We start from the raw sequence: 23,700 nt of genomic DNA on the forward strand, positions 1-23,700 counted from the left end.
TGTTGCCACTCCATTTGACTGCCTCCATTCCCAAACAAACGGTGCAACTGCCTTGTCCCTCTTGTTAGATCTGTGCTGTAGTTACATAATCACAATCAAACTCCGATAGAGGAAAATTTTTCTCGTCAGACTGTGTAACAACACCACAAATTCAGCATAATTTAGGGGAAATTCATGTTTGATACAATGATTAAAATTGTTAAATCCTTGGATCTGATTGATTGAATTTTTGCCTACCTATTCCAGAAAATTTTAACGCTTATGCCTGCTAAAAAAACATTGTCAAAATCAACGGTTAAAACTAGCTCTCAGCGAGTCGCGCTTTATTGGGATGGTCAAACTGTCAAAATTAGTCCAGAACGAGCCGACTTTTTGGTAGAATTTTCAGCCAAACAGGGAGAATTGGCTCTGTGCCATGCTTACTCTAATTTAAAACAGGAAAATCGGAATTATGCCGATTATTTAACGGAACTAGGATTTAAACAAGTTGATGTGTCTTCTGAGGGCAGAAATAGTCTCGACCACAAGTTGATTGTGGATTGTGTGAATTATGCCGTGGAACCTGATTCGGCGGAAATTTTTATTATTGTATCGGGAAAGGGAGATTTTGCGAGTTTAGGTGAGATTTTAAAAAGCCGAAACAAAAAGGTGGTTGTTTTGGTCCCAAAGGGGGGATTCAGCCCCGAGCTTCTGGATGTGGCTGATGAATTTCATATTATGGAAAGTTTGGATGATGTCCCCAGTTTGCCTACTTTTCGTGACCCTGCTTTACTGGATTTGGCTTTAATTCATCGGTCTTATGCAAATGAACATCCCGAGGTGGGTCAGAATAATGAAACGCTGGAGTTTTTAGGCGATTCGGTTCTCAATTTTCTGAGTACCCATTTTCTTTACCGCCTTTATCCCGATTTGAATGAATCCCAATTGACTCGATTGCGATCGGCCCTGGTGGATGAAACTCAACTGGCCGATTTTGCCAATTATTTGGAGTTGGGTAAAAAGATGAAGTTGGGGAAAGGTGCAATTAAAGATAAAGCTCGAAAAAATGATTCATTGTTGAGTGATACGTTTGAAGCGATTATTGGGGCATATTTCCTAGATTCCGGGATTGAGGCGGTTCGCAATTTTGTAGAACCTTTATTTGAATCGGCGGCGGAAGGTCTTCTCGATCGCAAATTGACGGCTGAATCTAGCATTCTTTTAGATACCAAAAATCGCTTTCAGGAATGGGTACAGGGAAATCTCGGTCCGACTCAACCCAAATATGAAACGATCGCCCAATCCGGACCGGCTCATGCACCCGATTTTACTGTGGAAGTGAAGGTGGGTAATCAAGTGTATGGCGTGGGTAAAGGGCACAGTAAAAAAGAGGCGGAAAAACGGGCGGCTGAGTTAGCCTTAAAACAGGTTGGTGCATTATAGTAAACTCCAAATCCTCAAGTCTGCCGCCAGAAACCGGGTTTCTGAAATAAGTCTGGCATCTTACCCAAGATGATAGTTAGGAAACCCGGTTTTTGGAACCTTTTTGCTGGATTATCACCTTAGTTCGATCGCCGTCGCAGGACCTCTAATAACGTATGCAAATAATCCGGCAAGGGGGCGATCGCCTGAATGGTTTCCCCGGTTTCTGGATGTTCTAGGGTCAAACTCCAGGCGTGTAATGCTTGTCCGGGCAGATTTACTCCCAGCGATCGCCCACTAGAATACACCGGATCACCGACGATCGGATGTCCGATATAGGCACTATGGAGGCGGATTTGATGCGTCCTTCCGGTTTCCAGTTGAAAATGAATTAACGTATAATTCCCCAAGCGTTCTTTAATTTGCCAATGGGTTACCGCCTGTCTCCCGCCTTTTTCTACAGGAACGATCGCCATTTTCTTGCGATCGCTCGGATGTCTGGCGATCGGTGCATCAATGGTTCCGCTTTCGGTTTTCGGGACTCCATAAATAATCCCCAGATAGTCGCGACGGGCAGTTTTAGCTTGAATTTGACCTTGTAAATGTTGATGAGCGTGATCCGTTTTGGCGATGACGATCGCCCCACTGGTATCTTTATCCAAGCGATGAACAATTCCCGGACGCTGTACGCCGCCAATCCCGGACAAGTTCTGACAATGTGCTAATAAGGCATTGACTAAGGTATCATCGGAATGTCCCGGTGCCGGATGAACCACTAAACCGGCGGGTTTATTGATGATAATCAGGCAGTCATCTTCATAGAGAATATCCAGTGGAATCTCAGTGGCGCCGACTTCCAAGGGTTCTGCTGGGGGAATCTCGATGCAGAGGCGATCGCCGCTTTCCACCTTGATCTTTTTCGAGGTGCAAACCTGCCCATTGACTTTTACGCAATTTTGTGATATCAATTGCTGTATTCGGGACCGGGACAGGTCGGGGAGTTGGGAGGCCAGATAGCGATCGAGGCGATCGGTCTCCTCATTGACTTCTAAATTAATTTCTCTAATTGCCATCATTCCGGTGTAAGTCCCTATTTTTGAGGGCATTTCTCCCGGTTTGGAAAACCCCTGAGCTAAAATACGACTAAAATAAGATAAGTCAGGGATACAGAACCACTGTTTCCCTGACTTATCTGAGGGCGAACGACCGGGATTGAACCGGCGAATGGTGGAATCACAATCCACTGCCTTAACCACTTGGCTACGCCCGCCACCACGTTTTTTAATATAACACACCCTTGTGGATTTGATCTACCCTTTTTCAAAAAAAAATCAAAATTTTTGAAAAATTGCAGGGAAGGGGTGCTGAAGTCAGGGGGGGAATGGGGAAGTCTAAACAAAGAAATGGGTACGTTGAGTGACGATGAAAAAAATGAATGCGATCGCGGCGGTGACGGGTACGGTATTAGTGGGGTTGGGCGTAGGAATGGCGGTTACCAACCCGGGTCCAGAGTCTTATCACGACTATGCCAGTCAACGACTGATGGAGTATGCCCAAGCAAATGCCTGTGACCGATTACCCATTGCTAAGGGGGCCTGTGTTTCAGCGATTGGATCCGTCCAGAGCGACATCGAGGACATCATCCGCCGTAACACTCAGCGCCAAAACTTCCTGTTGTGGAGCGTTTATAAAACCGATTTATCTTTGCCCCTGCCCTTAATTCCGGCTTATCAGTTTGAAACCGTAGGGGCCTTCCAGAGCTTCTACACCTACGAATATAAAAAACAGTAGCCAAATTTGGGGGTAAATCCTTAAGACCATGTTATACCGGGAATGACACCCTGTGGAGTCTAACTTTACCCGATCGCGCCCTGGTCAAAGTCATGAGCTACTGCGTTATTCCCGGATGCGTCCAACCCCAAAATCTTGAGTCGGCGAAGACTTGCCAAAGCTGTGGCAGTAAATTAATCCTGAAAGCTCGCTACCGACCGATTCAGGCCCTAGGACATGGGGGATTTGGGCGGACCTTTTTGGCGGTGGATGAAGATATCCCCTCTAAACCCCGATGTGTCGTCAAGCAACTGTTTTTTCAGAAAGGGGAAACCCAGCACATCCAGAAGGTGAAGGACCTGTTTTATCATGAGGCAGTGCGCTTAGACGATCTGGGACATCATCCCCAAATCCCCTCCCTCCTGGCCCATTTTGAGCAAAATCAACGACTGTATCTGGTGCAGGAGTTTATCGAGGGACCGACTCTCTCCTCGGAATTGAAGCAAAAGGGTGCGTATCAGGAAGCCGAAATCCGAGCATTGCTGAATGATTTACTCCCGGTCCTAACTTTTATTCACGATCGCCAGATTGTACACCGAGATATCAAACCAGCCAATATCATTCGCCGCATCGGGAGCGATCGCCCCTCTTTCACGGAGCAACAATCCGGGCAAATTGTGCTAATTGATTTTGGCATTGCCAAGCTGTTAAGTGCGACAGCGATGATGCAAACTGGGACAATTATCGGGTCGCCGGAATATATGGCCCCGGAACAAAACCGAGGCAAGGTCGTTCCAGCCACGGATTTGTATAGTTTAGGGGTGACTTGTCTGCATTTACTCACGGGAATGTCTCCGAGTCATTTATACGATGCCAACCAGGACCGATGGCGGTGGCGGGATTTTGTCCGGACCGATAAACTCATCAGTGCAGATTTAGGGCGGATCTTGGATAAACTGGTGGAAAATGCTCTCACGAAGCGCTATCAGTCGGCGGGGGAAGTGCTGCAAGACCTGAATCCGCCTCCTGCCGCCTCACTTGCGGTATCGCCCTCCCCGACTCCTCCTTTGAGGCGATCGCCTCTTCCGTCCAAAGCTGCCCCGGTGCCCCCCCTGCGCCAAAGTTGGCGGAATGCTTTCGGTCAATTATGGTCGGAAGTGGTCCCGTCTTCAAATCCAGTCCGTGAACCGGATATCCTCACTTCAAGCCTCGGCATCGATTATAGTCGCTTGCGAGATTTACTGGCAGCTAAAAAGTGGAAACAAGCGGATGAAGAAACCCGGACCTTGTTATGTCAAGCTGCCGGTAAATACCCGAGAGGTTATTTATTTGAAGATGATATTGCCAAAATTCCCTGTGAAGATTTACAGATGATGGATCTGTTGTGGGTGAACTATAGTGATGCGCGGTTTGGGTTTAGTATCCAATCGCGAATTTATGAAGGGGTGGGGAAAGATTATGGTGCATTTTGCGATCGCATTGGGTGGAAAACCTACAATCCATCGCTTCCTTCCGATGGGATTCAATTTAATTTAAAAGCCCCGATTGGTCATTTACCTTCCCGGAGTTGGTCCGCTGGTTCTAAATGGTGGCGACACGCTGGGGCGATCGCGGCGAAATTGCAACAGTGCGATGCCACCGATGAGGGAGAATTGTCCAACGGATAAGGGTGGTTAATTTAAGTTTGACTCGGGTGTAGCTCAGAGGCACAGCCTCCCAAGAAGCATTCCCAGGCTCTGCCGGGGAACGAGGATAACTCAGGGATTGTAGGCAAATCCCATCCAAACAAGGCACAATTTGAGTGAGAATGTTGTTTTGTCAGTCTGTTACCGACTCTATAGATCTCATGGCTCAATCAAATCCTCGTTCACCCCTGGCTCAAATCTCTGTCCAAGAACTCGCCGATCGGCTTGCCAGTGCACCCGCCGATTTGCAACTGATTGATGTACGCGAACTCCACGAGGTCGAAATTGCGGCGATCGCCGGGTTTACTATCCTTCCTCTGAGCGAGTTTTCCCAATGGTCCGGGGAGATTTACAACCACTTGGATCCGGAGAGGGAAACCCTTGTTTTATGTCATCATGGTATCCGATCAGCTCAGATGTGCCAGTGGTTACAAACCCAGGGATTCAGCCAGGTTAAAAATATTAGTGGCGGCATCGATGCCTATTCCCAACTGGTAGATCCTACTGTGCCACGGTATTAATTTTCCTTCGGTTTCCTGGAGAGGGAGACTCCCCCTTGACTCCCTAAGCCTGGATTTCTTACATTGAGGAATCTGAGGCGATCGCTCGATGGCAAGTAGGCCTCGGAGGGATTTTTTCCCGCCTTCAAGGGCGTCAATTTGATTAAAATAGGAACTCTGTCATGATGATTTGATGAGATTTGAACCGAGTCTAGATCGCCTACTTTGGATAAAACAATTTTGAAATTCCCCTCGGCTTATTTACTGGTTTCCCACGGCAGTCGCGACCCTCGTCCAGAATTGGCGATGGAAGCGTTAGCCGGTTTATTGCGCGATCGCTTGCACCAGGGTCACTCCTCTTTGCCAATGGTGGAAACAGCACAATTAGAATTGCATCCCTTGCCATTACACCAACAAATCACAGGGTTTGCCGATCGCGCCCGTGCGGTGGGATGCGATCGCCTCCAAATCTTACCCCTGTTTCTCCTAGAAGGGGTTCATGTGATGGAAGATATTCCGGCGGAAATTGCCCAAGCTCACCGCATCCTAGGCACAACCATTCAGTTAGATTTACGCCCGCATTTAGGCAGTCAAATCAGCGGATTGAGCCACTTACTACAATCGGCTATTCAACCTGCCGAGGAACAAAATTCCGGCGATCGACAGTGGATTGTTTTATCCCACGGGTCGCGCCGGTTAGGGAGTAATCAGGTAGTGGAGGACATGGCAAATCGACTACAGGCAATCCCCGCTTACTGGTCCATTTCTCCTAATTTAGAAGAAAGGATGGAACAGTTAATTCAAGCGGGACATCGGCATTTGGGTATCCTCCCCTATTTTCTGTTTCCTGGGGGAATCACCGATGCGATCGGCAAAGTGGCCCGAGAGATTGCTCAACGCCAACCGGAACTTGATATCCAGTTAGCTCATCCTATCGGCGCAACGCCAGAATTATGCCAATTAATTTTAGCACTGACTGATTAAATAAGAGACAACTTTTCCCTATTCCTTAATCCAGAGGTTCCGATTCATGGAAGTAACCGCAACTGAATCTATCCAAGCACTCGTAGCACCGGCTGTCATGATTTCATCGAGTTCTCTCTTTTTTTTGGGATTAAATGCTCGACACTCCTCCCTATTGAGCCGAATTCGACTTCTAACCGACGAACGTCGAAAACTCGCCCGAGAAATTAGCCATAGTCAAGAAGTGGAACGGGAAGAAGAAATTCGATTAATGAGTGTTAGAAGTCAACTTAGATTTTTACTGCGCCGCGCTAAATATGTTAGAAACTCAGTTTTTTGCAATATTATTGCTGCCACCTTATTTATTTTAAGTTCCTTGGCGATCGGACTCGATTATTTACTAGAAAATCCGGTAAATCAGCATTTTCCTCTCTCCCTCTTTGTACTCGGAATGTTAATGTTTTTAGGAGGAGTTACCTTTACCGGAGTCGATGAGCTCATTTCCTATTCCGTCATTCTAATGGAAATGAAAGATGAGCAAGACTCGAAATAGTTGCTTGTCATTGGTCCTTGCCAATTGATTTATGACCAATGACCAATGACCAATGACCAATGACCAATGATAAATCACCCCAAAGAACGCAGTAAATTTTTCACCGTTTCAATCAATTCCGATGGATGAAAAGGCTTAGTGAGATAGGCATCTGCGCCTTGCTTAATCCCCCAATAGCGGTCAAACTGTTCCGCCTTACTCGAACACATCAACACCGGAATATTTTGACCATTGGGAGTTTTTTTCAACCACCGGCACAAATCATACCCATTCATGCGCGGCATAATAATATCTAATACCACGATATCCGGAGGACTATCGGCAATTTTTTGTTGAGCCTCGACCCCATCCCGGGCTTCAATGACCTTCATTCCGACATTTTGGAGGATAGATGAAAGCATTTCCCGCGCTGTAGCACTATCGTCCACAATCAATACCGTACTCATAATGACCTTTCTATCTATATGCTGGGTTGCAAACCTTGACTGAATAGGAACGCGATCTATTTTATCTTACAAGTTTCCTCAAAGCAGAACTGAGCGAGTGAGCTTTCCCGAACCAAACCCAACCATTTCTACTTTTTCCTTTAGAAGGAATTGCACCGCCGGATTTCCTGTTTCTGCCGAATTCAAAGCCGGTTGGATTGAACGCGAATGGGTTTAGCAGGTGTGGGAAGAGTTTCCTCTAAATCCCCTTTTTTATCCGGGGAGTAGCCGCTTGAGTAATTTGCTCTATCCTCAACCCGGAATGGATTGAGGGTAGTGGGATAAACTGGGCATCACGGGTGTAATATCATAACCTCTAAGTGGGGATAATTAACCAAGGGATTGGCTGTTTCCTCTATTTTAAAAAAGCTGGGGAGAAATAGCATCCGGCAAAAGGCACAACTTCGTCTATGACAAAAGTGCGAAGGCAAACAATGACTTTTGTCATAATTTCCGGAGGCACTCACCCTTTTGCCTGTTGCAATGAGTCAACTCAAGTGCTTACCCTGGTAGAGAAAAAGGGGAACGGCGATAGGGGGAAGAGGGTGTTACCGGGAGGAAGAGGGGGGAATATTTCTGGCGATCGCGACAATTCCGGGGGTGCGATCGCCTCCCGAAATCCGAGATTTCATCGTAATATCGGCTAAATGCCAGTTTTCCGCCTACCCCCTTATGAAGTCCTTCGCCTCCAACCGAAGCGACGGGTTGTCGGATCACGGCTGATATCTGCATTTGTGAAGGGGTCCCAATGATTCGCATTTTATTGGTAGACGATCAGAATCTGATTCGTCGGGGGTTGATGGCATTGCTGGAAGCGGAAACCGATTTGAAGGTGGTGGGAGAGGCGGAAAATGGACAACTTGCGATCGAACAGGTGAACCATCTCCAACCCGATGTAGTGCTGATGGATATCTATATGCCAGTGATGGATGGGGTACAGGCAACTCAGGCAATCTGCCAGCAATTTCCCGAGGTGAAAGTCTTGGTGCTCACCACGGTGGATGATGATGAGTCGGTGGCGGAGGCGCTGCGCGGGGGTGCGCGGGGATACTTACTCAAGGATACACCCTCGGAAGAGTTAGCCCATGCAATTCGCACGGTTCACAAGGGCTATACTCAAATTGGACCCGGTTTAGTTACCAAAGTGATGGCAAAAGTCCCAACAACGCCTCTTCGCAAACCGAATGTTCCCCTAGGATGGCAAGAATTAACCCCGAGGGAATTGGAAGTGTTGCGGTTCATTGCTCAAGGTGCGAGTAATCGGGAAATTGCTAAACAATTGTATATTACCGAGGGAACGGTGAAAAATCATGTGACGCATATTTTAAATCGATTGAGTCTGCGCGATCGCACTCAAGCGGCGATCGTTGCTCATGCGGTATTTTTTGAGGAAAACTCGTAAATTAGAGCAGTTGGCAACAAACCCCAGACTTTTAATCATGTTACTGCTCATTATCCTTTCACAAACAAACTGATTATGCAGGAGAATCCTCACCCCGAAGAGACAACCGGAGAGTTGAAAGCAAACTTGCAATCCCATCTTGTCCAAGTTGCACGCGATCGCGACCCTTACTTTGCCACAGGCGGCTATTTCTATGTCCGAGAATACATCCGCCAACAATTCCAACAGTATGGCATTGTCGAAACTCACTCCTTTGAAATCCGTGGCAGAACCCATGAGAACTTAGTATTAAATCTTCCGGGAGGCGATCGCACCAGCAAACTCAAACCCCCCATCTTAATTGGCGCACATTATGACGCCGTGCCCGGTTCTCCCGGTGCTGACGACAACGCCACCGGCATCGCCGTCTTACTAGAAATAGCCCGCATCTTCGCCACCGAAACCACCCGCTATCCCCTCCGTCTCATCGCCTTTGACATGGAAGAATACGGCTTATGTGGCAGTACCGCCTACGCCACCGAACTCGCCGCCAAACGCGAACCCCTCCGGCTGATGATTTCCCTAGAAATGCTAGGATACTGTAACCCTCAATCCCATTCCCAACAGTATCCCCCAGGATTACAATATATCTACCCCAATCAAGGAAATTATATCGCCTTAATCGGCAATATTTACACCCTAATCGACCTCATTAGAATCAGCCGAATTATCAAAAAAACTGGCCTCCCTTGCCAATGGTTACCCGCCGGTAAAAAAGGCAACATCGTCCCCGATACCCGACGCAGTGATCACGCTCCATTCTGGGATTTAGGATATCCAGCCATCATGATTACCGATACCGCGAATCTCAGGAATCCCCATTATCACGAACCCAGCGACACTATAGAAACCTTAGACTTAGACTTTTTAACAGGAGTTTGCCAGGGATTAATTGCCACTATTCGGAAGTTGTAACCCATTCCATCTGTAGTGAAATTAGATGAATTAGGTTAAATTCAGATTTAGGCTAATCCAATCTTTGAAAATTATGTTATCATGGCCGTTAATAGAGAAAGCCCGCACCCTAAAGGGTGGGGCTACAGGAACGAAGCCCGCCTGCGCGGGCTAAGAGGAGAGAAAGTGTTTTATAAACCGGATAAAGTAGGACCATTTAATCCCTAGGAAGTTCTTATGGTAATGACTACCGAGACTGAACAGTTCACCCTAGAAGACTTCATGAAAAATCCACCGGAAAACATGGAATGGGTGGATCAGAAACTGGTGGAGAAAACAGGAATGACACTCAGACATAGCGAAATTCAATCGAGACTATCTCGTTACTGGGGAAATTATAAGACCGAATCTGGACAAGGAGGTGAGGTTTATGTAGAAATGCCTTGCCGCACCCAAAAACAGGGACGCCGACCCGATGTTTCTTACCTGACCCCAGAACTGCTAGAACGCTATAGAAATGAGCCAACCTTACCCCAGAGTCCGCCGTTAGTTGCTGAGATTGCTTCTCCCACCGATGTAGCCGAGGAGTTGTTTGCAAAAGCTCAAGAATATTTAGACTCCAATTGTCAAGAAGTCTGGCTAGTTTTCCCCGAGGGACGGCGAATTTTAATCGTGACTGAAAATCAGACTCTTGCCTTTCAATCGGGTGATACTGTTAGCAGTCAAGTGGTTTTGGAGGGATTTAAGATTACGCTTGATGAATTATTAGGATAGTCAAGAGTAACAAAGCAGGTTTAAATATCAAAGAATCTCTATTTTATAGAATGAGAAAACTAATTGATAGGGAACTATCATTTAGCAGCCTACATTATTTCATCCTCCTAAAAAAAACAGCCTGCAACAGCAGGCTGTTTTTATATCAATTACCTGAAATTCAGGTTAAAGTGTTGCGGTTGCGGGTTCGGGAGTTACTTCCTCCTGCTTCTCCAAAAACGCATACAAGCGATTCAGGGCATTGACATAAGCGTGAGCGGAGGCGACAATAATATCAGTATTTGCGGAATGACCGGAGAAAATCCGATCGCCATGACGTAAGCGAATCGTCACCTCTCCCAAGGCATCAATTCCGGCAGTTACCGATTGTACCGAAAACTCAATCAACTGATTTGGTACATTCACCACGCGATTAATCGCCTTATACACTGCATCCACAGGACCAGTCCCGATCGCCGCGTCGGTGAGTTCTTCTCCCGTGGGAGTGCGTAACGTTACCGTTGCTGTCGGACGGGCGTGATCGCCACAGGATACCTGCACCAACTCCAAACGGAAAATTTCCGGCGGTTGCTGGATTTCCGCATTGACAATGGATTCGAGATCCCAATCCGTGACTTCTTTCTTCTTGTCCGCTACAGTCTTAAACTTGAGAAAAGCATTATTTAACTCACTATCCGAGAGGTCAAATCCTAACTCTTTTAACCGCGTGGCAAAAGCATGACGTCCCGAGAGTTTACCTAGCACAATTTGATTGTCGGTCAACCCAATGGATTGTGCATCCATAATCTCGTAAGTTTGCTTATGCTTAAGCACACCATCTTGGTGAATTCCCGACTCGTGGGCGAAAGCATTTGCACCAACGATCGCCTTATTCGGTTGCACAAACATCCCGGTGAGATTCGACACCAACCGCGAGGTTTTGTAGATTTGCCGGGTGTCAATATTCGTTAACGATTCTTGACAATCCACCGGACGTCCGAGGAAGGGATTAAAATACTGACGACGGACGTGCAAGGCCATCACTAATTCTTCCAGGGCCGCATTTCCCGCCCGTTCGCCTATGCCATTAATCGTACATTCCAGTTGTCGCGCCCCGTTTTTGACCGCTTCTAGGAAGTTGGCAACGGCCAAACCGAGGTCATTATGACCATGAACGGAGATGATGGCGTTATCAATGTTGGGGACATTTTCTTTGATGCCGCGAATGATGGCACCAAATTCTCCCGGGGTGGTGTAACCGACGGTATCGGGGATATTAATGGTGGTGGCCCCAGCAGCGATCGCCTTGGTCAAAACCTCATACAGAAATTCCGGGTCCGAACGTCCCGCATCTTCGGGGGAGAATTCCACATCATCCACAAAAGACTTGGCATAAGCGACCATTTCCTCAGCGATCGCCACGACTTCCGAACGAGTCTTTTTGAGTTTGTACTCTAAATGAATATCCGACGTAGCGATAAAAGTGTGAATTCGGCTTTTGGCAGCGGGTTTGAGGGCCTTTGCTGCGGCCTCAATGTCCGCCCGAGTCGCCCGCGCTAACCCGCAAATGGTGGGGCCTCCTTCGACCCCGACCAATTCCGCGATTTTTTGGACCGCTTCAAAGTCTCCGGGACTGGCGTAGGGAAATCCTGCTTCGATGACATCCACACCCAGTCGCGCTAACTGCCGCGCTATGGTCAGTTTTTCCTCTCCATTCAGACTGGCCCCTGGCGATTGTTCACCATCGCGAAGGGTCGTGTCAAAAATAATGATGCGATCGGGTTGAGTTGTCATGGAATGTACCTCCTAGTCCATGTTGAGCTAATGTTTGTCCGTTGACAACGAAAGCGGGCGGTTAGGGGTGCGTTTGTTGCACTGCCATATTCTGATTATTCTAACCGCCCATCTGGAGTTCTGACTTCTAATAATCGATTTTCTCTATGTGGTCGCGAATATCATTCAAGTCAATATAGCGATCGGTGGCATTTCTCAACTCTCGGGCAATCATTCCTTCGGTGGAAACGACGGTGATATGAGTATTTTTAGACCGTAAGAGTTCGATCGCCCGCTCGAAATCCCCATCCCCACTAAATAGCACCACTCGGTCATACTGTTCTACCGTATTAAACATATCGACGACAATTTCGATGTCTAAATTAGCTTTTTGAGAATAGCGGCCCGAAGTGTCGTCATAATATTCTTTAAGAATTTTCGTGCGAACAGTATATCCCAAACTAATCAGTGCATCTCTAAAACCCCGTTGGTCCTGGGGGTCTTTGAGTCCGGTGTACCAAAAGGCATTAATTAACATAATCCCAGGCTGCTCTTGGGTAAAATATTCTAGCACCCTTCTGGGATCGAAAAACCAACCATTCTTTTGTTGAGCGTAGAACATATTGTTCCCGTCTACAAAAATAGACAGACGGTTCATTAAAAAACCCATAGAAACTTAGACCTAATATTAGTAGAAAATAATTAACCATGAAATGTGAATCCCTGCGGGTTTATCCAAATAAACCGCTTTGAATGGGGTTACCAAAAGAGCAGAGCGTTGGTTGGCTAACATCAGCGAACCAGACGAAATCCCCTGAGCCAGCAATTGACTATTCAGGAGGTTTTATCCTGAATGCTGGGGGTTGGTGAGCTTTGGCACTCCTGTTAATCTTCAGCAGTGATTCCGATATGAGAGTCCCACGCCAATCTAGGTAATACCGTATTTTTTGCGCTACCCATAGAGGGTTAAAACGGGTCGAACTAAGAAGTTTGAATGCTTAAGACAGTAGTTGTGAATAGGTTAGAGTTTTTTCTATCATAAGTCTGTTTAGGAAATAGCATCATTCTACTGCATTGCCCGTTATAAAATCGCGATATGGATATTTTTTGTGATGTGGGATTAAATAAATATATGCTGGGTTGAGTGTGGCCCTATCACCTCCGGTTACTGATTGAGTGGAGTCCGTATCTCATTAACAACTTGAGGAATTCGGGGAGGCCCAAATCCTTCTTTATCACTTTACCGCTAAAACCGAGTTCCGGATTGACCAATTTCAAATAGGAGGGGGCGACTGCCTCTCCATAACCCCAGTAGCCGCCTTGTTGCTGCGTCTAGGTACAGAACAGCGGCTGCTTTCTGATCAGGAGTTAGCAGAAATCCTGACCCCTCCTAGCCACCTCAAAGAACCCTGATTTTAGGAAAACCGATGGGGGTAAGACTCGGGTCGCCACTTAGCCCTGCGGGCCAATTAAAATGGAGAATCACCCAGTCCTAGGGCTGTCGCTTCGGGATTCGACCCAGGGGACAAGAAACCGGGTTTCGGGCACTCAAGAAAGTTGCGTGTTCAGGAGAGATGAGGACAAAAAACCCCGTTTGTCTTCCCTCGCCGGTACTAACGCCCTAGGCCATTTTACTTTCAATTGCCCACCGTGCTAACTCAGTCCGGTTATGCAGACCCGTTTTCGCCAGCATATTGGAAACGTGACTTTCAATGGTGCGCTGAGAAACTTTCATCGCCTCAGCAATTTCCCGATTCGCCATCCCCCGGGCGACAAACTGAACCACCTTCGTTTCAGTCGGCGTCAGTTCCACATCAAAGGGAACTTGAATTTTTGGCCCATTTGTACCAAGTTTGAGCTGATGCTGAAGCAATCGTCCCGCTTGCTTGAGGGACGCTTCCACCTGAGAAACCAGTTCTTCCGGTTCAAAGGGCTTAACCATATAAACATCAGCGCCAGTATTCAAGCCTTTGACCCGATCTTGACTTTGACCCTTGGCCGAAAGGAACAGGACCGGAATCCAATTCGTGCGGGGGTCTTTTCTAACCTGTTCCACAAAGGCATAGCCATCCATTTCTGGCATCATGACATCGCAGATAATCATGTCTGGCATTTCTTTTTCTAAAATTTCCAGGGCTTCCCGACCATTTTCTGCCGTGGTGACCTCGTAGCCCCGAAATTCGAGATAGTCTTTAACTAACAGGATTAAGTTAGGGTCATCGTCAATCAGCAGAAGTCTCTTTTGAGCGCCTATACTGGGTTCAGTCATGTGTTATTCAGTACCAAATTTTGAATGGATTAAATGTAGATGGTTCGAGCCTTACGCTACAAATTTGATGAAATCCGGTGGAGAATCACCATCGGAGTGCTAGAGTCATAATTTCTCCGTTGGTGATCGCCTTAGTTTGATTCCCTGCCATCCGGTGATTTTCAGCCCTTAACCGATCGGCTCAAACTAACCCTGTGAGCGCTTTACTCCAAGGAGTAATCTGGTTAGTGGGTTTCTACAAAACTAATGTATTAATAAATATTACTCGCCATACAGGTTTAGTTCGCTATCGATTATAACGGATTGTCCTACGGTTGAAAGGGTTTTCAACCCATGCCTCCCTGGGGTGAGCTTCACCCCGAGAATCAAGGGGAAAAACCGGGATAGAACGAGGCGATCGCCTCTCCCAAACCCTCGGACCAATTCTACCCTTGAGTCGGGATACTTGTTACCACCCCATCGGGTTTTAATCCCGGGAAGAGGGGACCCCACCCTAACCCTCCCCTTGCCAAGGGGAGGGGACAGGATATTCCGGTCCCCCCCCCTTAGCAAGGGGGGGTTAGGGGGGGTCCAAATGTTGAGGGAAACACTCCAATATTTAAGAGAGGAAATAGACGCTTTTAATGCTCGGGGGAGTGGACCCCACCCTAACCCTCCCCTTGCCAAGGGGAGGGGACCGGAGGTGCAGTTAATCTTCCGCATTGGGAGTGGGTAACGCATGAGTCAGAAATGCATACTCCTGCACCACCTGATTCCCAATTAAATGCTCTTGGATAATCCTTTCAATCACCCCTGGCGTTGCAGAACGATACCAGACCCCATCGGGATAGACCACCAAAATCGGGCCATCACAGCAGACCCGCAAACAGTTGGCTTTCGTGCGAAACACACAATCGGGACGAGTCGGAGTCACGCGATCGAGCTTTAACTCCTTCAGCCGTTGCTTCAAATAATCCCAAGCCGCCAAACCCTCCTCTTTAGAACAACACTTAGGCAAAGTCTGATCCGCACAGATAAAAACGTGCCGTTGAATCTGTCTTAATCCCAAAGTCTCAACACAAGACTGTAAAGGACTCTCATCCCCAGGTTTACAAGTAACTTGCTCCGGAATTGATTGCTCCATCATCCTCTCCTCTCCTCTCCTCTCCTCTGTGAAAATCTGTGTAATCTGTGGTTGAAAATCTGTGCAATCCGTGGTTCTCGTCCCAACCTCCTAACCCCCTACCCCAAGGTCCCCTCCAAAAAGTTCGGGAACCCGTACAGAACTAATAGTTGCGTTCAGTACAAACATTCCGCTAAATTAGCACTCAGGAGTCGAGAGTGCTAAACCTAATTCTCAAAGGCAGACTAAAAAGAGATAAAACTCAAGCCAGTCAATACTTTTGAGCTAACAGGGCCAGCGCTTTCACCCGAATCGACTATAGATATGGATAAGGAGGATTTTACATGGCTGCTGTTTCTTTAAGTGTTTCTACCGTTAAACCCTTGGGCGATCGCGTGTTTGTCAAGGTCAGTGCTTCTGAAGAAAAAACTGCCGGTGGCATTTTGCTCCCCGACACCGCCAAAGAAAAGCCCCAGGTTGGTGAAATTGCAGCAATTGGTCCTGGCAAGCGCAACGACGATGGTTCTCGCCAAGAGTTAGAAGTCAAAGTCGGTGACAAAGTGCTCTACTCCAAATATGCAGGCACCGACATCAAACTCGGCACCGATGAGTTCGTCCTGCTCGCCGAAAAAGACATCTTGGCGATCGTTGGCTAAAACGGGTAACCCCCTCAACAACTTTTACCCTTGATCTGATTTCAACTTCAACTGAAATAGTACACCTCATACAAACTGCAAAGGACACATAATGGCTAAACGTATTATCTACAACGAAAACGCTCGTCGCGCTCTGGAACGAGGCATGGACATCCTGGCAGAAGCGGTTGCCGTCACTCTAGGACCCAAAGGCCGTAACGTGGTGCTTGAGAAGAAATTCGGCGCACCTCAGATCGTCAATGATGGGGTCACCATTGCCAAAGAAATCGAACTAGAGGACCACGTTGAGAATACCGGGGTAGCTCTGATTCGCCAAGCCGCTTCCAAAACCAACGATACTGCTGGTGATGGAACCACCACCGCAACGGTTTTGGCCCATGCAATGGTCAAAGAAGGACTCCGCAACGTCGCCGCTGGTGCCAATGCGATCGCCCTGAAACGCGGCATCGACAAAGCCACCGGATTCTTAGTGGAAAAGATTGCTGCTCATGCTCGTCAGGTCGAAGATACCAAATCCATCGCCCAAGTCGGTACCATCTCTGCCGGTAACGACGAAGAAGTCGGCAACATGATCGCCGAAGCAATGGATAAAGTCGGTAAAGAAGGCGTGATTTCCTTGGAAGAAGGGAAATCCATGACCACCGAACTGGAAATCACCGAAGGGATGCGCTTCGATAAGGGATATATCTCCCCTTACTTCGTCACCGACACCGAACGCATGGAAGCCGTCTTCGATGAGCCTTTCATCCTGATCACCGACAAGAAAATCAACCTGGTTCAAGACTTGGTGCCCGTGTTAGAGCAAGTCGCTCGTGCCGGTCGTCCCCTGGTGATTATCGCTGAAGATATCGAAAAAGAAGCCTTAGCAACCTTGGTGGTGAACCGCCTGCGGGGTGTGCTGAATGTGGCTGCTGTGAAAGCGCCTGGATTTGGCGATCGCCGTAAAGCGATGCTCGAAGATATCTCCGTGCTCACCGGCGGTCAACTGATCACCGAAGATGCTGGTCTGAAACTGGACAATACCAAGCTGGATATGCTCGGTAAAGCCCGCCGCATCACCATCACCAAAGACAGCACCACCATCGTTGCCGAAGGTAATGAAGAAGCCGTCAAGTCTCGCTGCGAGCAAATCCGTCGTCAGATGGAAGAAAGCGAATCTTCCTACGACCAAGAGAAGCTGCAAGAACGGTTAGCTAAACTCGCCGGTGGTGTTGCCGTCATCAAAGTCGGTGCCGCAACGGAAACCGAAATGAAAGACCGCAAACTCCGCTTAGAAGATGCCATCAACGCCACCAAAGCGGCGGTTGAAGAAGGTATCGTTCCTGGCGGTGGTACCACCTTGGCTCACCTGACCCCAGTGTTAGAAGAATGGGCCAATAGCACCTTAACGGGTGAAGCTTTAACCGGAGCTTTAATCGTGGCTCGGGCGATCGCTGCTCCCCTGAAGCGGATTGCTGAAAACGCCGGACAAAACGGTGCTGTTATTGCCGAGCGTGTGAAAGAGAAAGAATTCAACGTCGGTTACAACGCTGCCACGAATGAATTTGTGGATATGTTTGAAGCCGGTATTGTTGACCCTGCCAAAGTGACTCGTTCTGCTCTGCAAAACGCAGCTTCCATCGCCGGTATGGTGTTAACCACCGAGTGCATCGTGGTTGACAAACCCGAACCCAAAGAAGGCGCTCCCGCAGGTGCCGGAATGGGCGGCGGTGACTTCGACTACTAAGGTTTGAATGGGTGGCGTTAAAGGTTAGTTAACGCACCGTAAAATAAAAGGGGGGTAGGCTGTTGCCTGCCCTTCTTTTGTTTTGGGGGGAAATTATTGGTATTAAAAAACCCGCACCCTGAAGGGTGGGGCTATACGGACGAAGCCTGCCTTCGCAGGCTAAAAGAGAATGTAGAGGCGATTCGCGAATCGCCTCTACATTTAGGTTTGGCCCTTCCAAAATGCATAGTTCCTGGCTATAATTGACCCAATAAACGCTTTTATAGTCCACCAATTTACGATTGAAGAGGGATGAGGAACCGATGACAGATGAACTTCGCCCGGAGTACGATTTACGCAGTTTACGGGTGAGAAAAATGGGTTCAGAGCGCAAAAGTTTCGGTGGGACAACTATTCAACTCGCTCCGGATGTAGCGGAGGTGTTCCCAGATGCAGAAGCGGTGAATGAGGCTCTACGGTTTTTGATTAGAGTAACTCAGGAAAATCAACCCCCTATTCCTACGAAACAAGGGGATGGGTAGGGGAAGATTTCAGTCTATTGCTGGATGGTAAAATTAGGTTCGGTCCTCTCGCAAAAGTTCTGCACTATCGCTAAAGGTTCGTCCTGCATATTTCGCTCTAGCGCGATCAAGTTTTTCCCAGGCTTGTGCTGCGATCGCCTGCTGTTTGACGGCTTCCGCTTCGATCGCCTCTTCTAAAATTGCTTTCACTTCCGCTTCTACAGTGCGATCGTGTTGTCGTGCGAGATGTTGGAGCTTTTCTATCAGTTTTGGATCGAGATTTTCTATGATTAACTGATTCATAGTTCGCTTTTCACTAAGACTTTTAGGGGAATTCCAGGGTGCGGATGTCAATGCTATGTGTAGTGGATTCCTGGAGAAGGAGGTTTTGCCCACTCCCCCCTCACCCATGACAATCAGTTTGGCTATCCATTGGGATTGTTAGATCTGGAGTTGTTCGCGCAAGTAGGTTAAAACTGCTTCATGCCCTTGTGTGACAATTTCTGGCGGTGGGAAGGTGAGTGGATTCTTATCAAACTTTAGCCATTTCAGATTGGAGAGTTGCCCCATTTCCGGGGGGATGGCACTCAGTTGATTGCTCCAAATGTCTAGCTGTATTAGATTGGAAAGTTGCCCAATTTCCGGCGGCAGCGCAATGAGTTGATTCTCCCCTAGGAATAGCTCAGTCAGATTGGAGAGTTGCCCAATTTCCGGGGGGAGTACACTCAGTTGATTGCTCAAGAAATCTAGCATAGTCAGATTGGAGAGTTGCCCAATTTCCGGGGGTAGCGCACTCAGTTGATTCTCCCAGAGGGTTAGCACAGTGAGATTGGAGAGTTGCCCAATTTCCGGCGGCAGCGCACTTAGTTGATTGTCCCCGAGGGATAGCATAGTCAGATTGGAGAGTTGCCCAATTTCTGGCGGTAGCTCACTCAGTTGATTGTTGTCGAGGGATAGCTCAATCAGATTGGAGAGTTGCCCAATTTCTGGGGGGAGCTTACTCAGTTGATTGTTGTTGAGGTATAGCCATCTCAGATTGGAGAGTTGCCCAATTTCCGGCGGCAGCGCTCTGAGTTCATTACTGCTGAGGTATAGCTCAGTCAGATTGGAGAGGTTCCCAATTTCCGGCGGCAACGTTGTGAAATCCTGGGATGAAAGGCTGAGAGAGGTTACCTTTTCCTCGGCAGCTTGTTGGATAATTTGCAGCAGTTCTTCTTCTGTCATCACTCAACCTCAGCCTTGCTTGTCGGACTTTTTTTGACTCAAGCGGATGGGGTAGAGGGGTGGCGCTTGGTTTCAGAATTATACCAAATTTCATGACTTCTTGCGGCTTGTCGTTCAAAAACAAAGCCCAACAATTTTAGAATTTTGACAATTTCTCGATAGCGAAATCCAGCCAGTCTACCCATAATTAACTATTGCCCTACTACTAATGGGTAATCAAAGCGATCGCCGAGGGTTTCTAAGGAGTCCGGTTGGTTCCGTTCACTCCTTGCTTCTAGTAGCTTCCGCGCCACATCACGGGCAATTTCCAACGTTTCAGCGATCGTTCGTCCTTGGGCGACTAACCCCGGCAATTCGTCCGATGTGGCGAGATAAACGCCTTCGGGTAGTTTCTCTATGTGCAGGTTCAGGATTTTTTCCATAGCTGAAAATTAGGGAGCAAGAATTGGCAGGGGTGCGATCGCAATTTTAGCGAATTGTGGCGCGAGTAGGGAAAAGGCACTACCTTCTCCTCACCCTATTTTCTCCCAATTACCGCTGATACTGTCTGGCGTGATGTTCGCACAACCACAACTTAGCAAAGGGTATGGAGCCAATAATAGAGTTTACCCTGTTCGTAGCCATAGCGGGCATTTTAGGCGAGGAAGAACACAGAGCGTTTGGTGAGGAAAAATTGATGGGTGGCATGATAGATTTGCTGTCCGCCAAAGTCCCAGACGTGGAGTTGCATCGTGACGGCAGGTTTAGTGGGATGGCTGAATTCCCGGGTACGGATATCGATCCCATTAGTAGTGAATTCCTGGGGGTTGAAGGATTCGCCCCGCAGGGCTTTTAATAAAGAAGTTTTGCCCACTCCCCCCTCACCCACGACGATCAGTTTAGACACCCATTGGGGTTATTTGCAGTGGAGTTCTTCGCGCAGGTAGGCTAACACTGCCTTAGTCCCTTGTTCGACAACTTCTGGCGGTGGGAAGGTAAGAGGGTTGCCATCGAGGAACAGCTCAGTCAGATGGGAGAGTTGCCCAATTTCCGGCGGCAGCGCACTCAGTTGATTGCCCCTGAGGTCTAGCTGTGTCAGATGGGAGAGTTGCCCAATTTCTGGAGGCAGCGTACTCAGTTCATTGCTGCAGAGTAATAGCTGTGTCAGATTGGAGAGTTGCCCAATTTCCGGCGGTAGCGTACTCAGTTGATTGTAGCTGAGGAATAGCTTAGTCAGATTGGAGAGTTGCCCAATTTCCGGCGGTAGCGTACTCAGTTGATTCTCCCAGAGTAATAGCTTAGTCAGATTGGAGAGTTGCCCAATTTCCGGCGGTAGCGTACTCAGTTGATTCTCCCAGAGTAATATCTCAGTCAGATTGGAGAGTTGCCCAATTTCGGGCGGCAGCGTTCTGAGTTGATTCTGCCAGAGGGATAGCTGTGTCAGATGGGAGATCTGCCCAATTTCGGGCGGCAGCGCTCTAAGTTGATTGTCCCTGAGGTATAGCTCAGTCAGATTGGAGAGTTGCCCAATTTCCGGCGGCAGCGTACTCAGTTGATTGTCCTGGAGGTCTAGCTGTGTCAGATGGGAGATCTGCCCAATTTCCGGCGGTAGCGTACTCAGTTGATTGTTCCAGAGGTCTAGCTGTGTCAAATTGGAGAGTTGCCCAATTTCCGGCGGCAGTGCACTCAGTTGATTCATGCAGAGGTCTAGCTGTGTCAGATGGGAGAGTTGCCCAATTTCCGGCGGCAGCGCACTCAGTTGATTGTCACCGATGTCTATCTGTGTCAGATGGGAGAGTTGCCCAATTTCCGGCGGCAGCGCACTCAGTTGATTGCTTCCGAGGTAGAGCTCAGTCAAATGGGAGAGTTGCCCAATTTCCGGCGGCAGTGCACTCAGTTGATTGAAGCTGAGGTTTAGCTCAGTCAGATGGGAGAGTTGCCCAATTTCCGGCGGCAACTTTGTCAACCTATTGTATGAAAGGTCGAGGGCCGTTACCTTATCCTCGTCAGCTTGTTGGATAATTTGCAGGAGTTCTTCCTCTGTCATCATTTAACCTCAGCGTTGCTTATTGGACTTTTTTTTACTTAGGCGGATGGGGAATGGTGGGTGGCGGTTGGTTTGCCGGGGGAGGGGTGGCATTCGGGGGGTGCTTTTTCGGTCTATTGCCGGATTTATGGGGGAATGCTTGGCCTCTACGGGGGTTCGCCGCTGGGGGATATCCGCTCTGGTTGTTATTGTAAGGCATTCCCCGGGCGGGTTTGGGTGGGTTTACAGATTGTTGGAAATTTATAAGATTTGGCGGTTGGGGGAAGATGGGGGGAAGTGCTGACTAGGGGACTGGGAGGGAGGAAGGAGCGCTGTTGCTGTCAGTCAGGCCGATCGCCTCTATTCTGTAAGGTTTAGAAACAACGCTTGTTACAGTTCGGATGGCTTGTTATTCTCACTCACAATTTGTAAAAGTTCCTCTTGCAAGAAACGAGATAACCGATTAATGGTAACGAAAAGATACCAGCACATTAACACCCCATAAAAGGGCTGAATAAATTTGTAAACTCCTGGGTAAACTAGGCAATAGAAGACAAAGGAAAATAGGTGAAATCCTGTACTCGCCAGAATTACTCTTCTCACAAAATGAAATGAATTCAAGAGTAACCGCTTTAAATTAAAACTCAAATACACGAAAAGACCGGATAGCCCTAAGCCAATGATTGTCAAAAGAATTCCGATTAAATTTTGGTTATCCCACTTTAGATATAGATAAAGGTCACCCAGGTTGTTGAGGATACTGACTATACCAACTACACCAAAAAAAACTTTTAATGACCGAACTGATTCTTTCATGAAATTGACCTGGGGTATTATAAATCCTTCCCGATGTTTGCTCTAACGACGTGATGAAGGCGATCGCCTATGGGTCAGATATTTCCCTCGTGAGCGGGCTGCTGCCGCGTCATGGACTCTGGAGGCTCTGCCTCCAGTCCCCCAGCAAGGGCTAATCGCTGCATATTGGACTTGTGACGGTTTCAACTCACTAGAGGTACAGGCGGCAGAGCCGCCAATTGTGCGTGACGCGGCAGAGCCACGTCACGAGGATACAGGTCACGAGGATTACGGCTGGATTGGCTTTGGGCAAATTCTCCGAGCATTTTGCCTAATTCCGATGAATTTCTGACTACTCGTAAATTTTCCGGTTTTCCATCTCACGAGTATCGGGCAGAGACATATCCTCCCAATGTGAGGGTTCAAAATAGGCCCCGCGCAAATCGGCCTCACTTAAATTGGCTCCTCGCAATTCGGCTACATTAAAGTTTGAACCACATAAACAAGCGCCTTGCAAGCTCACTTCGGTTAAATTGGCTTGAAACAAGTTGGATTGTACCAACATCGCTCCGGTCAAATCGGCATTTTGCAAATTCGCATGGGATAAATCGGCTTTACTCAAATTTGCCTCACATAAATCACTCCGAGACAAATTCGCGCCATTCAATGATGCGGCATGAAGGTTGGTCCGAAACAAAAATGAGACGCGCATCTGGGCTGAACTCAAGTTTGTAGCGCTTAAATTGGCTAAGGAGAGATTGGCACCGCTGAGTTTTGCACCACTGAGGTTGACTCCCTCCATCTGCACACTATTGAGGTCTACCCCATTCAGATAAGCTTGGGTGAGATTGACTCCGGTGAAGGATGCTCCGCGCAATAATGCTCCACTCAATCGGGCTCCGCTGAGGTTGGCCCAATTGAGGTTGGCATTCACTAAGTTAGCCGATCGCAAGTTAATCCCGCGCAAATCCGCCCCACAAAAATTCACCCCGCCTAAATTCGCTAACCGCAAATTCACGCCGGACAAAATTGCCCCACTCAGTCGCGCCGCCGTGAGAATAGACTTAACCAAATATGCTCCTTTTAAGTTGGCTTTGGTTAAATCCGCATGAGTCAGCCTCACTTCATTAGACCTCTTGCAAAATAATTTTATGCTAAAATAAAAAGTTTTGCTTGATTTTAGCCGATGGCCGGTTATAGCTGAT

At 47.9% G+C, this 23,700-nt stretch carries 27 protein-coding genes and 1 tRNA gene; 13 read left to right on the forward strand and 15 right to left on the reverse strand.

Features of this window, described 5'->3' with window-relative positions; translation table 11 throughout:
• The first annotated feature begins 261 nt into the window (after nt 1-261).
• Nucleotides 262-1,422, forward strand: coding sequence for a ribonuclease III (gene rnc / locus NG792_RS29005; protein ID WP_317618806.1), 1,161 nt, complete (start codon nt 262-264; stop codon nt 1,420-1,422).
• 119 nt (nt 1,423-1,541) lie between these two features.
• Here the strand turns inward: rnc and NG792_RS21755 are convergent, their stop codons facing one another.
• Complete coding sequence (locus tag NG792_RS21755; protein ID WP_435387601.1) at nt 1,542-2,477, reverse strand: RluA family pseudouridine synthase; 936 nt, start codon at nt 2,475-2,477, stop codon at nt 1,542-1,544.
• Between the two features lie 121 nt (nt 2,478-2,598).
• A tRNA-His gene (locus tag NG792_RS21760) sits at nt 2,599-2,671 on the reverse strand.
• A 152-nt stretch (nt 2,672-2,823) separates the two neighbouring features.
• Here NG792_RS21760 and NG792_RS21765 point away from each other — a divergent pair.
• From NG792_RS21765 to NG792_RS21785, 5 genes are all read left to right on the forward strand, one after another.
• Nucleotides 2,824-3,192, forward strand: coding sequence for a DUF4359 domain-containing protein (locus NG792_RS21765; RefSeq protein WP_261198482.1), 369 nt, complete (start codon nt 2,824-2,826; stop codon nt 3,190-3,192).
• A 92-nt stretch (nt 3,193-3,284) separates the two neighbouring features.
• The gene (locus NG792_RS21770) at nt 3,285-4,838 is read left to right on the forward strand and encodes a serine/threonine-protein kinase (protein WP_261198483.1); all 1,554 of its coding nucleotides are present in this window, start codon (nt 3,285-3,287) and stop codon (nt 4,836-4,838) included.
• Nucleotides 4,839-5,017: 179 nt separating this feature from the next.
• Nucleotides 5,018-5,377 carry a rhodanese-like domain-containing protein gene (locus NG792_RS21775; protein ID WP_261198484.1) on the forward strand — a complete coding sequence of 120 codons (360 nt, stop codon included), beginning with the start codon at nt 5,018-5,020 and terminating at the stop codon, nt 5,375-5,377.
• Nucleotides 5,378-5,596: 219 nt separating this feature from the next.
• Nucleotides 5,597-6,340 (forward strand): sirohydrochlorin chelatase, encoded by a 744-nt coding sequence (locus NG792_RS21780; RefSeq protein WP_261236767.1) that lies wholly within the window; start codon nt 5,597-5,599, stop codon nt 6,338-6,340.
• 46 nt (nt 6,341-6,386) lie between these two features.
• Complete coding sequence (locus NG792_RS21785; protein ID WP_261198486.1) at nt 6,387-6,872, forward strand: DUF2721 domain-containing protein; 486 nt, start codon at nt 6,387-6,389, stop codon at nt 6,870-6,872.
• A gap of 74 nt (nt 6,873-6,946) precedes the next feature.
• Here NG792_RS21785 and NG792_RS21790 read toward each other — a convergent pair whose 3' ends face one another.
• On the reverse strand, nt 6,947-7,318 hold the full coding sequence (locus NG792_RS21790) for a response regulator transcription factor (RefSeq protein WP_261198487.1): 372 nt from the start codon (nt 7,316-7,318) through the stop codon (nt 6,947-6,949).
• 473 nt (nt 7,319-7,791) lie between these two features.
• Here NG792_RS21790 and NG792_RS21795 point away from each other — a divergent pair, with 473 nt between their 5' ends.
• From NG792_RS21795 to NG792_RS21810, 4 genes are all read left to right on the forward strand, one after another.
• Nucleotides 7,792-8,004, forward strand: coding sequence for a hypothetical protein (locus tag NG792_RS21795; protein WP_261198488.1), 213 nt, complete (start codon nt 7,792-7,794; stop codon nt 8,002-8,004).
• Between the two features lie 101 nt (nt 8,005-8,105).
• A complete protein-coding gene (locus tag NG792_RS21800; protein WP_261198489.1) occupies nt 8,106-8,759 on the forward strand; it encodes a response regulator in 654 nt (217 codons plus the stop codon).
• A gap of 75 nt (nt 8,760-8,834) precedes the next feature.
• The gene (locus tag NG792_RS21805) at nt 8,835-9,713 is read left to right on the forward strand and encodes a M28 family peptidase (RefSeq protein ID WP_261236768.1); all 879 of its coding nucleotides are present in this window, start codon (nt 8,835-8,837) and stop codon (nt 9,711-9,713) included.
• Nucleotides 9,714-9,929: 216 nt separating this feature from the next.
• Nucleotides 9,930-10,466 (forward strand): Uma2 family endonuclease, encoded by a 537-nt coding sequence (locus NG792_RS21810; protein ID WP_261236769.1) that lies wholly within the window; start codon nt 9,930-9,932, stop codon nt 10,464-10,466.
• Nucleotides 10,467-10,631: 165 nt separating this feature from the next.
• Here NG792_RS21810 and NG792_RS21815 read toward each other — a convergent pair whose 3' ends face one another.
• The 5 genes from NG792_RS21815 to NG792_RS21835 all read right to left on the reverse strand — a co-directional run bounded on the left by NG792_RS21815 (nt 10,632) and on the right by NG792_RS21835 (nt 15,610).
• Nucleotides 10,632-12,239 (reverse strand): 2-isopropylmalate synthase, encoded by a 1,608-nt coding sequence (locus tag NG792_RS21815; RefSeq protein ID WP_261198492.1) that lies wholly within the window; start codon nt 12,237-12,239, stop codon nt 10,632-10,634.
• Between the two features lie 127 nt (nt 12,240-12,366).
• On the reverse strand, nt 12,367-12,888 hold the full coding sequence (gene labA, locus NG792_RS21820; RefSeq protein ID WP_015147155.1) for a low amplitude/bright protein LabA: 522 nt from the start codon (nt 12,886-12,888) through the stop codon (nt 12,367-12,369).
• A 951-nt stretch (nt 12,889-13,839) separates the two neighbouring features.
• Nucleotides 13,840-14,487 carry a response regulator transcription factor gene (locus NG792_RS21825; RefSeq protein WP_261198493.1) on the reverse strand — a complete coding sequence of 216 codons (648 nt, stop codon included), beginning with the start codon at nt 14,485-14,487 and terminating at the stop codon, nt 13,840-13,842.
• A gap of 261 nt (nt 14,488-14,748) precedes the next feature.
• Nucleotides 14,749-14,979: a hypothetical protein gene (locus NG792_RS21830; RefSeq protein ID WP_261236770.1), complete on the reverse strand. Its 231-nt coding sequence runs from the start codon at nt 14,977-14,979 to the stop codon at nt 14,749-14,751.
• A gap of 196 nt (nt 14,980-15,175) precedes the next feature.
• Complete coding sequence (locus tag NG792_RS21835) at nt 15,176-15,610, reverse strand: (2Fe-2S) ferredoxin domain-containing protein (RefSeq protein ID WP_261198549.1); 435 nt, start codon at nt 15,608-15,610, stop codon at nt 15,176-15,178.
• Between the two features lie 323 nt (nt 15,611-15,933).
• Between NG792_RS21835 and groES the strand changes: the two genes are divergently transcribed.
• The 3 genes from groES (at nt 15,934) to NG792_RS21850 (ending at nt 18,492) form a co-directional block, all read left to right on the forward strand.
• The gene (gene groES / locus NG792_RS21840; protein WP_015147152.1) at nt 15,934-16,245 is read left to right on the forward strand and encodes a co-chaperone GroES; all 312 of its coding nucleotides are present in this window, start codon (nt 15,934-15,936) and stop codon (nt 16,243-16,245) included.
• 91 nt (nt 16,246-16,336) lie between these two features.
• The gene (gene groL, locus NG792_RS21845; protein WP_261236771.1) at nt 16,337-17,971 is read left to right on the forward strand and encodes a chaperonin GroEL; all 1,635 of its coding nucleotides are present in this window, start codon (nt 16,337-16,339) and stop codon (nt 17,969-17,971) included.
• A 302-nt stretch (nt 17,972-18,273) separates the two neighbouring features.
• Nucleotides 18,274-18,492, forward strand: coding sequence for a hypothetical protein (locus NG792_RS21850; protein ID WP_261198495.1), 219 nt, complete (start codon nt 18,274-18,276; stop codon nt 18,490-18,492).
• A gap of 33 nt (nt 18,493-18,525) precedes the next feature.
• Here the strand turns inward: NG792_RS21850 and NG792_RS21855 are convergent, their stop codons facing one another.
• From NG792_RS21855 to NG792_RS21885, 7 genes are all read right to left on the reverse strand, one after another.
• Nucleotides 18,526-18,774, reverse strand: a complete 249-nt coding sequence (locus NG792_RS21855; RefSeq protein WP_261236772.1) for a FitA-like ribbon-helix-helix domain-containing protein — start codon at nt 18,772-18,774, stop codon at nt 18,526-18,528.
• A gap of 138 nt (nt 18,775-18,912) precedes the next feature.
• Entirely contained in the window at nt 18,913-19,695 is a 783-nt protein-coding gene (locus tag NG792_RS21860) for a leucine-rich repeat domain-containing protein (RefSeq protein ID WP_261236773.1), read from the reverse strand.
• A gap of 38 nt (nt 19,696-19,733) precedes the next feature.
• Nucleotides 19,734-19,880, reverse strand: coding sequence for a type II toxin-antitoxin system HicA family toxin (locus tag NG792_RS21865; protein WP_261236774.1), 147 nt, complete (start codon nt 19,878-19,880; stop codon nt 19,734-19,736).
• Nucleotides 19,881-19,886: 6 nt separating this feature from the next.
• The gene (locus tag NG792_RS21870; protein ID WP_261236775.1) at nt 19,887-20,117 is read right to left on the reverse strand and encodes a type II toxin-antitoxin system HicB family antitoxin; all 231 of its coding nucleotides are present in this window, start codon (nt 20,115-20,117) and stop codon (nt 19,887-19,889) included.
• Nucleotides 20,118-20,329: 212 nt separating this feature from the next.
• Nucleotides 20,330-20,581: an ADP-ribosylation factor-like protein gene (locus NG792_RS21875; protein ID WP_261236776.1), complete on the reverse strand. Its 252-nt coding sequence runs from the start codon at nt 20,579-20,581 to the stop codon at nt 20,330-20,332.
• A gap of 9 nt (nt 20,582-20,590) precedes the next feature.
• Nucleotides 20,591-21,724 (reverse strand): leucine-rich repeat domain-containing protein, encoded by a 1,134-nt coding sequence (locus NG792_RS21880; RefSeq protein ID WP_261236777.1) that lies wholly within the window; start codon nt 21,722-21,724, stop codon nt 20,591-20,593.
• Nucleotides 21,725-22,847: 1,123 nt separating this feature from the next.
• Nucleotides 22,848-23,700 (reverse strand): pentapeptide repeat-containing protein (locus tag NG792_RS21885; protein ID WP_261236778.1); only part of this gene is annotated, 853 nt, incomplete at its 5' end.

It is taken from the genome of Laspinema olomoucense D3b, from assembly GCF_025370785.1.
GTDB lineage: Bacteria > Cyanobacteriota > Cyanobacteriia > Cyanobacteriales > Laspinemataceae > Laspinema > Laspinema olomoucense.